This window comes from Streptomyces sp. NPDC005266, assembly GCF_040607655.1.
In the GTDB taxonomy this organism is placed as follows: domain Bacteria; phylum Actinomycetota; class Actinomycetes; order Streptomycetales; family Streptomycetaceae; genus Streptomyces.
This window is the reverse complement of sequence record NZ_JBEXHC010000004.1, coordinates 515,752-528,336: the sequence shown is the minus strand read 5'-3', so window position 1 is coordinate 528,336 and position 12,585 is coordinate 515,752. Positions and strand designations below refer to the sequence as shown.

12 protein-coding genes are annotated in these 12,585 nt (G+C 71.0%); 4 read left to right on the top strand and 8 right to left on the bottom strand.

What is annotated here, in order from left to right; all coding sequences use genetic code 11:
* Positions 1 to 146: 146 nt before the first annotated feature.
* From ABZU99_RS11250 to ABZU99_RS11240, 3 genes are all read left to right on the top strand, one after another.
* Entirely contained in the window at positions 147 to 926 is a 780-nt protein-coding gene (locus tag ABZU99_RS11250; RefSeq protein WP_355953758.1) for a metallophosphoesterase, read from the top strand.
* Between the two features lie 71 nt (positions 927 to 997).
* Entirely contained in the window at positions 998 to 1,447 is a 450-nt protein-coding gene (locus ABZU99_RS11245; protein WP_355953755.1) for an Rrf2 family transcriptional regulator, read from the top strand.
* Positions 1,448 to 1,501: 54 nt separating this feature from the next.
* A complete protein-coding gene (locus ABZU99_RS11240) occupies positions 1,502 to 2,698 on the top strand; it encodes a globin domain-containing protein (RefSeq protein ID WP_355953752.1) in 1,197 nt (398 codons plus the stop codon).
* A 25-nt stretch (positions 2,699 to 2,723) separates the two neighbouring features.
* Here ABZU99_RS11240 and ABZU99_RS11235 read toward each other — a convergent pair whose 3' ends face one another.
* From ABZU99_RS11235 to ABZU99_RS11220, 4 genes are all read right to left on the bottom strand, one after another.
* A complete protein-coding gene (locus tag ABZU99_RS11235; protein WP_356050425.1) occupies positions 2,724 to 3,734 on the bottom strand; it encodes a methyltransferase in 1,011 nt (336 codons plus the stop codon).
* A 379-nt stretch (positions 3,735 to 4,113) separates the two neighbouring features.
* On the bottom strand, positions 4,114 to 4,296 hold the full coding sequence (locus tag ABZU99_RS11230) for a hypothetical protein (RefSeq protein ID WP_355953747.1): 183 nt from the start codon (positions 4,294 to 4,296) through the stop codon (positions 4,114 to 4,116).
* Positions 4,297 to 4,437: 141 nt separating this feature from the next.
* On the bottom strand, positions 4,438 to 5,631 hold the full coding sequence (locus ABZU99_RS11225; protein ID WP_356050426.1) for a hypothetical protein: 1,194 nt from the start codon (positions 5,629 to 5,631) through the stop codon (positions 4,438 to 4,440).
* Positions 5,632 to 5,639: 8 nt separating this feature from the next.
* Positions 5,640 to 6,173 (bottom strand): hypothetical protein, encoded by a 534-nt coding sequence (locus ABZU99_RS11220; RefSeq protein ID WP_356050427.1) that lies wholly within the window; start codon positions 6,171 to 6,173, stop codon positions 5,640 to 5,642.
* A gap of 203 nt (positions 6,174 to 6,376) precedes the next feature.
* Between ABZU99_RS11220 and ABZU99_RS11215 the strand changes: the two genes are divergently transcribed.
* Positions 6,377 to 6,949, top strand: coding sequence for a YceI family protein (locus ABZU99_RS11215; protein ID WP_355948472.1), 573 nt, complete (start codon positions 6,377 to 6,379; stop codon positions 6,947 to 6,949).
* A 20-nt stretch (positions 6,950 to 6,969) separates the two neighbouring features.
* Here ABZU99_RS11215 and ABZU99_RS11210 read toward each other — a convergent pair whose 3' ends face one another.
* The 4 genes from ABZU99_RS11210 to ABZU99_RS11195 all read right to left on the bottom strand — a co-directional run bounded on the left by ABZU99_RS11210 (position 6,970) and on the right by ABZU99_RS11195 (position 12,153).
* On the bottom strand, positions 6,970 to 8,019 hold the full coding sequence (locus tag ABZU99_RS11210; protein ID WP_355948470.1) for a PHP domain-containing protein: 1,050 nt from the start codon (positions 8,017 to 8,019) through the stop codon (positions 6,970 to 6,972).
* A 27-nt stretch (positions 8,020 to 8,046) separates the two neighbouring features.
* The gene (locus tag ABZU99_RS11205; protein WP_355948467.1) at positions 8,047 to 10,392 is read right to left on the bottom strand and encodes a glycosyl hydrolase family 65 protein; all 2,346 of its coding nucleotides are present in this window, start codon (positions 10,390 to 10,392) and stop codon (positions 8,047 to 8,049) included.
* A complete protein-coding gene (locus tag ABZU99_RS11200; protein WP_355948464.1) occupies positions 10,389 to 11,132 on the bottom strand; it encodes a beta-phosphoglucomutase family hydrolase in 744 nt (247 codons plus the stop codon). The genes ABZU99_RS11205 and ABZU99_RS11200 overlap by 4 nt, the downstream gene beginning before the upstream one ends.
* Before the next feature lie 124 nt (positions 11,133 to 11,256).
* Complete coding sequence (locus ABZU99_RS11195; RefSeq protein WP_356050428.1) at positions 11,257 to 12,153, bottom strand: Gfo/Idh/MocA family oxidoreductase; 897 nt, start codon at positions 12,151 to 12,153, stop codon at positions 11,257 to 11,259.
* Positions 12,154 to 12,585: the final 432 nt, after the last annotated feature.

The window sequence follows — 12,585 nt, the reverse complement described above, 5'->3', positions numbered from 1 at the left end:
CGTTTGTCCACACACCAACCGATGATCACGCGGTGGCCGTACCCGTTCCCAGCCGGGTCCGCAGCAAGATCGCGAAGTCACACTGGAGTATTAGGCTGGCCGGGTCTGCGTCGCGTACTGCTTCTTTGTCGCCGGGAGACCTCACCATGGTGGTGTTCGCTCAGATCAGCGATGTGCATCTCGGCCAGGACCGGGGTGACGGCGGGGCGAGGGCCGCCGAGCGCGCGCGCCGGGTGATGTCGTATCTCCATGGGCTCCCTGGGCCGCTGGACGCCATCGTGGTGACGGGCGACATCGCCGACCACGGGGCCGCGGAGGAGTACCAGGAGGCGGCAGCGATCCTCAAGTCCCCGCTCCCGGTGTTCACCTGCCCCGGCAATCATGACGAGCGGGCGGCGTACCGGCGGCATTTTCTCGGCGAGGACCCGGAGCGGACGGGTGAGGACGAGACATCCCCCGTCAACCGGGTGCATCGTCTCCCCGGCGCGACGTTTCTGATGTGCGACTCGTCGGTCCCCGGACGCGGTGAGGGCCTGCTGGATGACACCACGCTCGCGTGGCTGGACCGCGCGCTGGCCGACTCGTCTCAGGACGTGCCCGCCTTCGTCGCCTTCCACCATCCGCCGGTGCCGCTTCACCTCCCCTACGTCGATGCCATCCGGCAGTTCGGGGCCGAGCGTCTGGAGGAGGTTTTGGACCGGTACGACCATGTCGTCTCACTGCTGTGCGGCCATGCCCACACCGGTGCGACCACCACCTTCGCCCGGCTCCCCCTGCTGGCCGCACCGGGCGTGGTCTCGACGCTGACGCTTCCGTGCGAGGGCGAGGACCGTATCGACTACGACCTGCCGCCGATGGTGGCCTTCCATGTGCTCGATGACGAGAACCGCGCAACGACGCACTTCCGGGCCGCGCCGATGGGCTAGCGCCGGCCTGGAGTGTGCGGTCGGCGCCCGCGTAAATTGAATTTAACATTCGTATTATCTAAGCTGCCGCCATGCGGCTGACCAAGTCAACGGATCTGGCCCTTCGCGCGATCATGCGCCTCGCGGTCACCGGAGCCGAACCCTGCACCGCCCGGCAGATCGCCGGGGAGATGCAGGTGCGCTACAGCCATCTGGCCAAGGTGGCCGCCCGGCTGCAGCATCTCGGCCTCATCGAGACGCGGCGCGGGCGCGGCGGCGGGCTGGCGCTCACCGAGACCGGGCGCACCGCCTCGATCGGTCAGTTGGTGCGGGAGCTGGAGGGGGTGGGCGATGTCGTCGACTGCGAGGGTGATGCGCCCTGTCCGCTGCGACAGGGCTGCCGGTTGCGGATGGCCCTGCGCCGGGCCCAGGAGGCGTTCTTCACCTCGCTCGATCCGCTGACCGTCGCCGATCTGGTCGAATCCCCGACAGGGCCGGTACTGCTCGGGCTGGTCGGACGTAGGCCCGGCATGTCGCCGTGAGTTGCTGTTTCACGCCTTTGAATGCGCATCTTAGATACCAGTGAGGGGCCGCTCATGCTCTGCCAGAAGTCCGCCGAGACCGTCCGGGCCACACTCCCCGCCGTCGGCGAAGCCATCGGAACCATCACCGATCTGTTCTACCGGAGACTCTTCGAGGCGCACCCGGAGCTGCTGCGGAACCTGTTCAACCGAGGCAACCAGGCCGCCGGTACGCAGCGGCAGGCGCTCGCGGGCGCCATCGCCGCGTTCGCCACCGCTCTGGTGGAGCGGCCCGGCGTGCGCCCTGACGCCCTGCTGAGCCGGATCGGGCACAAGCACGCCTCGCTCGGGGTGAGCCCCGCTCAGTATCCCATCGTGCACCGCCATCTGTCGGCCGCGATCGCGGAGGTGCTCGGCGAGGCGGCCACCGAGGAGGTGGCCGCCGCCTGGGACCAGGTCTACTGGCTGATGGCCAACTCCCTCATCGAGATCGAGCGGCGGCTGTACGCGGAGCACGGCGCCCTGGCGGGTGGCACCTGGCGGCAGTGGGAGGTGGTCGGGCGGGTCCAGGAGACGGCGGACGTCGTCACCTTCCGGATACGCCCCGCCGACGGCCGCCCCGTCCCGGCGTTCAAGGCGGGCCAGTATGTCTCGATCCAGGTCGAACTAACCGATGGGGCACGGCAGATCCGCCAGTACAGCCTGACGAACGCCCCCGGCTCCACCGTGCGCTCCTTCGCGGTCAAGCGCGTGAACGACGGCACGGGGCCGGCCGGTGAGGTCTCCGGCCATCTGCACGACCACGTCCACGAGGGCGACCTGATCTCCGTCTCCGCGCCCTACGGCGACATCGTGCTCGACGCCGGGGACTCGTCACTGCTGCTCGCCTCGGCGGGTATCGGCTGCACACCGATGGTCGCCATGCTGGAGGACCTGGTCGACCGCGGCCACCAGGCCCCGGTCACCGCCGTCCACGCCGACCGCTCCCCCGCCGACCACGCGCTGCGCGCCGATCAGGAACGGCTGGTCACCAAGCTCGCACACGGGAATGCCCACTTCTGGTACGAGCGGCCGGAGGGCGACTGGCCGGCCGAGCGCACCGGACGGGTCGACCTGTCGGACGTGGAGCTCCCCGACGGCGTCCTCGCCTACCTGTGCGGGCCGCTGCCCTTCATGCGGTCGGTGCGCACCCAGCTGCTGGAGCGCGGGGTGCACCCCAGCTCGATCCACTACGAAGTCTTCGGCCCCGATCTGTGGTTGACCCAGGGCTGACGCACTCCCCCGGGGGCGGCGCGGGTTATTTGAGGCCCACCAGCATGGAATGGCCGCTCGTCAGACGTTCGACGCGGCCGCTGCGGAATCCCGTCTCCGCGAGCCATGTGCGGCCGTCGGCGGCCGTGTACTCGAAACCGGTACGGGTCTCGATGAGCATGTTGAGGCTTCCCAGCAGCCCGGAGACATTCTCCCGGCGCTCGTCGTCGATGATGGCGTCGTAGACGAGGACCGCTCCCCCCTCGGGCAGGGCGTCGTACGCCTTCTTCAGCAGCAGGCGCTTCTCCTCGAGGCCCCAGCCGTGCAGAATCTGCCCCAGCACGATGACATCGGCACCGGGGAGGTCGTCGGTGAAGAAGTCGCCGCCGTAAAAGGACAGCCGGTCCTCGAGGCCGAAGGACGCCACATACCGCTCGAAGACCGGCCGCACCTGAGGCAGCTCGTAGACTCCGCCGGTCATATGGGGGTGGCGCTGGGCCACGGCCACCGGAACGCAGCCCACCGCGCCGCCCACGTCCAGCACCGTCCGGTAGTCGGCCCAGGGGAACTTCTCGGCTATCTTGAGCGCCTTGCCCATACTGAGCCCGGTCATTCCGTGCAGGAATCGTTCCAGGCTCTCCTGGTCGCGGTAGATGGCGCCGAATTCGTCTCCGCCGTGCTTCAGCTCGTTCTGTGGCTTTCCGGTGCGCAGCGCCTCGGTGAGCGAGCCCCAGAACGGATACAGCCGGCTGTTCGCCATCTCGAGGATTCCGCCGGCGTAGGTGGCCTTCTTCCGGTCGAGATAGGCGTCGGCGGAGGGGCTGTTGCGGTACACGCCGTCGGAGCGCCCGAGGAAACCCATGGCGACCAGAGCGTCCAGGAAGTCCGCCGCGCCCCGCGGGTGCAGGCCCAGCGCTTCGGTCAGTTCACCGCCCTTGAGAGGGCCTTCGGCGAGCCGGGTGAACAGGTCGAGTTCCACCGCGGTAAGCAAGGTCTTCGACGCCATGAAGCCGAGCCCGACCTGAAGAATGGACTCGGGACCGCTCTCTTGCCGCATAGGTATTTCCTTGCCGCTCTCTCCGGGATGCGCACGCAACGCACTTGGCCGATTACCGATTCGGACTGCCTTACGTTACCGCGCCGTTGGGACTGCGGTGCGGGAGTGATGACGTGACACCGGTCATGGACGCCGGTCACATCCGGCCGACAGTGCGGGCGACAAGCGCCGCCGCGAGCGAATTCCGCGTGTCTCGGTATCGCGAGACGACGTGGCTCTTTCGGGGGAGGTGATCCGAACGATCCCGCGGGTACTGTGCGGGCCACCGGCCACCCGGACGAAGGTCATTCCCTTCGGTGGTCCGACGGAACGGCTCGGTGAAACCGCGGCGGTCGTAGCCGGACCAGGCACCAGGCAGCAGGCGCGGAGCACGGCCCGGTCAGCCGGCCTCCGCCTCGGCTCCGCAGCGTGAGCAGCGGTCGAAGGGTGCGATGTCCTGGATGGCGCCGCACTCGGTGCAGACGCGGTCCAGCCAGCAGGCGGCGTCCCCGCCTTCGGGGTCGGCGGGCGCGCGGCTCTTCGTCTCCCGCCCTCCCCCGCCGTCCGGATCCGTGCCGCTCATCGTCCGCCGTCTCCTCCCCGTCTCGCGCAGGCTGTCGGCACACTCCTTACCCTTGGTTGCGCCTCGGGAACCAGCCGAGCCAGGTCGTGGCGGACGGCGGATTCGCGGCCATCGCCCGCCCTTCGCGGAGGGTTACGGATGTCACATCGGTGGCCCGTCCAGGAGGCCCGTCCAGATGCCGATCGCCGGTGCGCAGGTGCCGGCCGCGAACACCCAGGCGGCGGCGACGGCGCGGGGGTAGGGGGCGGGGTGCCGGCCGGTCCGGTGGGAGGACAGGGCGCGCAGACGGTCGGCTTTTTGCGCGGTGGGGGCCGTGGCCTGGTGACGGGCCAGGAAGGCGGCGAGATGGCGCGCCGATTCCTCGTCCGTGGCAGCCTCGGCGTCCGCCCGCGTCTCCATCAGGGTGACCAGGAGCCTATGGGCTCGGCTGTTGGCGTAGAGGCCGCCGATGAGGGTGATGACGAACGCCGATATCGACGCGATCGTCTGTCCCGAGGTCTTTAGGGGCGTGATGCCCAGGGCCGTCACGGAGTCGAAGACGACGGCGAACTTTCCCGCCCCCGGCACATGGGCGAGATAGCGCCGTCTCATCGGGTCGCCGTGGCGCAGATGGGAGATCTCGTGCCGGAGCAGCACCGCTCCGGTCTCCGGCGAGCTCCGCAGCAGCGTGCGCCAGCCCTGCGGGATCGCGACCTGGACCGTGGGCCTGCGGACGTTCAGCGCGAAGGCATGGTAGATGAAGATGCCCGCGGCGGCCCACAGGACGGCGACCACGGCGATCGCGGGGGTCAAAAGACCGTCGGTGTCGAACGGGGGCGATACCCGGTCCCGCAGCACCCCGAAGGTCACTCCGGCGGCGGCGCTCACCACCCAGAGGGACTTGCGGCGCTGCAGCCGGGTGCCCCAGTCCTCCATCCGGCCCAGCATGCCCGGGGATCGCTGCGGTACGTGCAGCACCTTCAGGTTGGATGCCGGTGACCAGCTGGAGACCGCGTCCAGCTGCTCCGTGTCCAGCCCCGCGGTGTGGAAGGTGTCGCGGATGCGTGCCCAGCCCTTCTTCGACCAGTCGACCCGGCGCAGCCCCTCCTGCGCCTCACGGCCGCTGAGGGAGGCGGAGCGCCACTCGTTGAGGAGCGGCCCGAAGGTGAGGGCGAAGAGGAGCAGTACGGCCAGGAGAGCGGTGCCGCCGATCGCGACCGGTGCGCTCACCGGTTCGTCACCGATGGTCATCACGCTCGCGCCGGTTGCGGGCGCCGCGCAGATCGGCGCGAGGAGGATCGCCCAGCAGGTCCGCTCGGCCCGGCGCAGCCGGCGGACGGGGGACGCGGCGGTCATGGACGGTGTTAGGCGGTGCCGTCCGTGCCGCTCCGGGGACCCGGTTCGGAGCGGACGAGCGCTTCCGCCTGGATCCGTACGACGGCCCGTACCGTGTCCGCGTCCACCTCCGCGGGGAGGCGCAGTTCGACCGTCACCCGCTGGGCGAGCGGCGCGGTGCCATCCGTGCCGTCCGTGGTGTTGTCGCCATCCGGGCCGGTGCCAGCGTCGGCGCCGCGCAGAGACCGCCGGAGATAGCTGACGGCGTCCCTGACTCCGCGCTCGATGGCCATGTCGGTCGCCGTCGACAGCACCTTGAAGGCGATCTGGCCGAGCACGGACAGCCCGATGGTGAGACACACATGGGTGTCGACGGCGGGCGCGCCACTGTGGTCGTCGAAGAAGTCCCCGGCGCCGGGCACTCGCCGGCCGGCACGCATCTCCTCGGCGAACTCCTCGAAGAGCTCTTCATGCTCGTCGGCGGCGACAGCGGCCGCGGAGGCCTCGACCATGGTGAGAATCCGCTCGATGGCGGCATCGCTCAATTGCGTCATGTCCGTCATGAATTCCCCCGTACGCCATGCCCCGGACCGGGCCTGTGCGGCACTTGTCACCGTAGCCCCATCAGGGGTGGCATCGACAGGATGTACGGCAAATAGGTGAACTCATCGGGCATTTCCTGTATGACCCGAGAGGCCGGCTCGCCGCCGCTGCCGCATGATCGTTGCGGGGTGACCCAGCGGCATCAGAGGCGAGGGAAGCGGACATGGCAGTCACCAGATGGTTCTTCGAGCCCGGCCACACGGGCGCCGAATTCAAAGCCAGGCACATGATGGTCACTCATGTACGGGGGCAGTTCAAAAACATCCAGGGTTTCATCGAGGTGGACCCCGACAAGCCGGAGGGCGCACGCTTCGAGGCGACGATCGACGCGACTCAGGTGTACACGGGCCAGCCGCAGCGGGACGCCCATCTGCGCAGCGCGGACTTCTTCGATGTCGAGCACCATCCGACCTGGACCTTCGTCGGTACGGGCGTCACCCAGCTGAGCGCGACCGAGTTCGATGTCACCGGCGATCTCACGGTGCGTGGCACCGCCCGACCCGTCACCCTGCATGTGACCTATCTGGGGCAGTGGGACACGCCCTGGTGGGAGGACGGGAAGAACCTCGGGCCGAGGCGGCGGGCGGGGTTCCTCGCCACGGGGCGGGTCGATCGCCAGGAATTCGGTGTGTCCTGGAACGACAAGGTCGACCGGGGCGGGGTCGTGGTGAGCGACCTGGTCGACGTCACCGTCGATGTCGAGGCCGTACTCGACCCCGCGGGCCCCCGGGCCTGAGCCGGTTTTATCGCGGCTCGTCAGCTCTTGCGGGACGCGCGGCGCGGGGCCTTGCGGGTACGCGTCCACTCCAGGAGCTGCCGGGCCGTCCAGGTGGTGATGATCCGTTCCCTCGGGACATCGCATTCCGCCGCCCGGGCGCATCCGTTGATCCGCCAGTCGAGCTGGCCGGGCGCGTGGGCGTCGGTGTCGATCGAGAAGAACGTCCCGGCCCGTACGGCCTCCCTCAGCAGTCGGCGCGGCGGATCCAGCCGCTCCGGCCGGCAGTTGATCTCCACCGCGGTGCCCGCCGCCGCGCAGGCGCCGAAGACCTCGTCGGCGTCGAAGGCGGACTCCGGGCGTCGCTTTCCGGCCAGCAGCCGTCCGGTGCAGTGGCCCAGCACATCGACCAGGGGGTTGGAGACGGCGGTCACCATCCGGCGGGTCATCGGGCGGGCTTCCATCCGCAGCTGGGAGTGGACGGAGGCCACCACTACATCCAGCCGGTCGAGCAGTTCCGGCTCCTGGTCGAGGGAGCCGTCGGGGAGGATGTCGACCTCGATGCCGGTGAGCAGCCGGAAGGGGGCGAGCTTGTCGGCCAGCTCGGCGACCACGTCCAGCTGAGCTCGCAGCCGTTCGGGCGAGAGGCCACGGGCGACGGTCAGCCGTGGCGAGTGGTCCGTCAGCGCGGCCCAGTCATGCCCGAGCCGCGCAGCCGTACGGGCCATCTCCTCGATCGGTGAACCGCCGTCGGACCAGTCCGAATGCATATGGCAGTCCCCGCGCAGCGCGGCGCACAGCTCTGCCGCCGCCTCGTCTGTCTCCTCCTTCGCCTGTACGGCCTCGGCTTCCAGTTTCGCCAGATACGACGGCACCTCCCCCTGGAGTGCTTCCCGCACCACCTGCGAGGTCTTGGGGCCGACCCCCTTCAGGGAGGTGAGCGTGCCCGCTTCGGCCCGCCGCCGCACCTCCTCCGGGGACAGCTCGGACAGGACCGCCTGGGCCGTGCGGAAGGCCCGCACACGGTACGTCGGAGCCTGGGCACGCTCCAGGAGGAACGCGATCCGGTCCAAGGCCTCCAGCGGGTCCACCGCACGCCCCTTTCCCTCGGGCCGCGCTCAGGCTCGGCGGTGCGGTCGGCGGCCGGGGGGCTGGTGGGGCTCGGGGCGGGCCGTCTGGTCGGGGATGTCGCAGGTCCGGGGATTCTTGTCGGAGACGGTGATCACCTGCCCGTAGTGCCGGATCTCCATCGGCGCGCCCTCGACCAGGGAGTAGGTGGCGGCGGAGTCGGTGATCTCGACCCGCAGCCTGCGGCTCAGCACCTGGAGGGTGAAGGCCAGCCGGGCCAGCTTCTCGGGCAGTTTGGGCGAGAACTCCAGCCTGCCCTGAAAGTGCCGCATGCCGCCGAATCCGGCCACGAGCGCGATCCATGTGCCGGCCAGCGAGGCGATGTGCACTCCGTCGCGGGTGTTGTGCTCCAGGTCCTTCAGGTCCATCAGGGCGGCCTCGCCCAAGTAGTCGTAGGCGAGACGCAGATGGCCGACCTCGGCGGCCATGACGGCCTGGCTGCAGGCGGACAGGGAGGAGTCCCGGACGGTCAGTGCTTCGTAGTAGGCGAAGTTGCGCGCCTTCTGCTCCTCGGTGAAGCACTCGCCGCGCAGATACATCGCCAGCGTCAGATCAGCCTGTTTGATCACCTGCTTGCGGTACAGGTCGAAGTAGGGGAAGTGGAGCATCAGGGGGTAGTCGTTGGGGCGGGTGGTCTGGAAGTCCCACTCCTGATGGCCGGTGAATCCCGAGGACTGCTCATGGACGCCGAGGGCCTTGTTGTAGGGGACGGACATGGACTCGGCGGCATCCCGCCACGCCGCGGCCTCCTCGTCGTCGACGCCCAGCTCGGCGCCCTTGTCCGGGTGGCGCTCCACGATGGCCGCGGCGGCCCGGAGGTTCGACTGGGCCATGAGGTTGGTGTAGACGTTGTCGTCGCCGAGCGCGCTGTACTCGTCGGGGCCGGTCACCCCGTCGATGTGGAAGCGGCCGTGGTGGTCGTGGTGGCCCAGGGAGCGCCAGAGCCGGGCGGTCTCCACCAGGAGCTCGACGGCGCTCTCGCGCTCGAACTCGTCGTCGCGGCTCGCGCCGACGTAGCGCACCACCGCGTCCGCCACATCGGCGTTGACGTGGAAGGCCGCGGTGCCGGCCGGCCAGTAGGCGGAACATTCGGAGCCGTCGATGGTGCGCCAGGGGAAGGCGGCGCCGTCGTGGCCGAGCTGGCGGGCCCGCTCGCGGGCGGCGGGCAGGATGGACTGGCGCCAGCGCAGCGCCTCGGCCACGGAGTCGGGGAAGGTGTAGGTGAGCAGGGGCAGGACGAAGGTGTCGGTGTCCCAGAAGGAGTGGCCGTCGTAGCCGGAGCCGGTGAGGCCCTTGGCGGGGATGGCCCGTTCCTCGGCGCGGGCGCCGGCCTGGAGCACATGGAAGAGGGCGAAGCGTACGGCCTGCTGGATCTCGGCGTCGCCCTCGACCTCGACGTCGGCGCGGGCCCAGAAGTCCTCCAGCCAGTCGCGCTGCTGGTCGAGCAGGCCCTGCCAGCCGGTGCTCGCGGCCCCGGCCAGCGCCGCCTCGACCTGGTCCCGTACGGCGGGCAGGGAACGGGCACCCGACCAACCGTAGGCGACCAGCTTCTCCAGCCGCAGGACCTCGCCGGGCTCGAGCACCGAGGTGACGGTGAGGCGGGCGACGTCATCGCCGCTCTCGCTCGCGTGCCGGGTGGGCGGCGGCCCGGTGATCAGATGGTCGGCGGCGGCCGCGACCCGCAGCCTGCTGGCGTCGGTGCAGTGGATCAGCCGCAGCCGCTTGTCGTTGGCGGCGTTCTCCTCGGCCAGCAGCGGGGACTCCAGGGCCTCGGCGACCCGGGGGTCGCCCCCGCGCTCGGGGAGCTGCTCGTTGGCGACCAGCTCGGACTGGACGACGACGCGGATCTCGGCGTCCAGGGCCTCCACCTCGTAGGCGACGGCGGCGATGGCCCGCTGGGTGAGGGAGACCAGACGGGTGGAGCGCACCCGCACACTGGTGCCGGACGGGGAGGTCCACTCGCACGTGCGGTGGAGCACCCCGGCGCGCAGATCGAGCACCCGTTCGTGGGAGCGCAGCCGGCCGTAGCGCAGGTCGAAGGGCTCATCGTCCACCAGCAGCCGGATGATCTTGCCGTTGGTGACGTTGATCATGGTCTGGCCGGCCTCGGGGTAGCCGTAGCCGGCCTCGGCGTACGGCAGCGGGCGCAGCTCGTGCACACCGTTGAGGTAGGAGCCGGGCAGGCCGTGGGGCTCGCCCTCGTCGAGGTTGGCGCGCCAGCCGACATGGCCGTTGGAGAGCGCGAAGATGGATTCGCTCTGGGGCAGCAGATCCAGGTCGAGTTTGGTTTCGCGCAGGAGCCAGGGGTCGACTGTGTACGAGGAGTCGGTGATCACGAAGCGTCCTCCAGCAGCTCGGCGAGGTCCTTGACCACGATGTCGGCGCCGTGTCTGCGCAGCGCGTCGGCCTGACCCACCCGGTCCACGCCGACGACCCAGCCGAAGTGGCCGGCGCGGCCGGACTCCATCCCCGCCAGGGCGTCCTCGAAGACGGCGGCGGCCTCGGGGGGGACGTCCAGCTCGCGGGCGGCCTCCAGGAAGGTGTCCGGGTGAGGTTTGCCCGGCAGCCCCCGCTCGGCGGCGACCACGCCGTCGATCCGCACCTCGAAGAGGTGCTCGATACCGGCGGAGATCAGCACATCGCGGCAGTTGGCGCTGGAGGAGACGACCGCTGTCCGCCGGCCGGCCGCGCGGGCGGCCTCGACGAAGCGCACCGATCCGGGGTACGCCTCGACGCCCTCTTCCCGAATTTTCTCCAGGACCAGGGCGTTCTTGCGGTTGCCGAGCCCGTGGACGGTGTCCTTGTCGGGCGGGTCGTCGTCATCGCCCTCGGGGAGCTCGATCCCCCGGGAAGCCAGGAAGGTGCGGACGCCGTCGGCGCGCGGGCGGCCGTCCACGTACTCGTCGTAGTCGTCGGTCGCGTCGAAGGGGCGGAAGGAGGGGCCGTCGCGGCGGCGCAGGAACTCGTCGAACGTCTGCTTCCACGCCGCCGCGTGCACCACCGCGGTCCGAGTCAGCACTCCGTCGAGATCGAACAGGCAGGCCCGGATGCCCGCCGGAAGGCAGAGCTTGGTCATGGCACCCGATTCCCCCGCGAACGCCGGAGTATGCGGGGAATCGGCGGTGCGGTGCCGGGCGCCGCGCGGCTGGGTGCCGCTCGGCGCGTACCACCCGGCGCGGCCCGGTACCGCCGGGCGCGGCTCAGGCGGGTGCGACGGCGCGGCTCTCGCGGCGGGAGCGCTCGGCGGCCTCCAGGACGGCGACCACCTCGCGGCCGAACCGCACGTCGCAGGGGTCCGCTCCGCCGTCGCGGGCGCTGAGCAGCAGCCGGTCGACGGCGGAGGTGAACGCCTTCACGGCCGTCGTCCCGGCGTCGGGGACGGCGGCGATCCCCTGCTCCCCGTAGAAGTCGACGGCGAACTCCATGGCGGCGGGGCGGGCGTCCAGGGTGAGCGCGAGCGTGCCGACCGCGCCGGAGCGGTGGCGCAGCAGCGCGTGCGTGGCGCCGCGCGGCCCGTCGATGGCGGTGACCTCGGCCACCGGGCCCAGGACCGGCAGCAGGACGGACAGGGCGTGCGGGCCGACGTCCCACAGTCCGCCGCGCTCCCGGCGCCAGGGGGAGTCGCAGTAGGGGCTTCCGGGCTGGAATATCGAGGCGAAGGCGGTGGCCCGGCCGCCGTCCCAGCCTCCGGCCGCCGCGGCGGTCCCGAGGAAGGTCTCGATGGGTGCGGCGAAGCGGCTGGTGAAGAACACCACCGAGGCCAGGGCGCGCTCCTCGACGGCGGCCGCGATCCGGTCGGCGGCCTCGGTGGTGAAGGCCAGCGGCTTGTCCAGCAGCAGATGGCGGCCGGCCAGCGCGGCGCGCTCGGCGAGGCCGCCCTGTATGTCCGGCGGGAGGGCTATCGCGACGGCGTCCACCTCTGCGATCAGCGCGTCGGCGTCGGTGTAGGCGCGCGTGCCGTACCGGTCGGCCAGGGCCGTTGCCTTGGCCGGATCGCGACCCCAGATCCCGGCGAGCTCCGCCCGCGGGTGCGCGGCGAGCGCCGCGCCTTGGGTCTCGGCAGCCCAGTGACCGGTGCCCAGCAGTCCGAACCGCAACCGTCCGCTCCCCTTCGCCGCGAGGCCTTCCCGGGCGCTGCCGGGCGTCGGCGGCGATCCTACGCCGCGCGGGCGGGGGCCTTCGGCCGAGGGCGGTATGCCGCTCACCTGCTTGGCCGCGGGCGGGTGCCGGGGGGCAGCGGCGGTGACAATCTTGGGCCACGGCCGGCCGCGGTACGGGCACCGGCCACAGCCCGCCTCACCGCTGGAGGACCCCCGTGGCCAGTGCCCCTCCCCGCCGCCCCTCCTCCGCGTCCCGGCCGCGTACCGCCCCGGTCCGGGCGGCGGCGGCCGTGCTGCTGTGCTGCGCCGCGATTGCGGCCTGTGCGTCCTCCGACGGGCACAAGCCCGGCCGGGAGAAGTCGGCGACCCCGCGGGCCAGCCGCTCGCTCCACGCGTCCGCCGCGGCCGAGAAGGCCGCGCGGGCCCGGC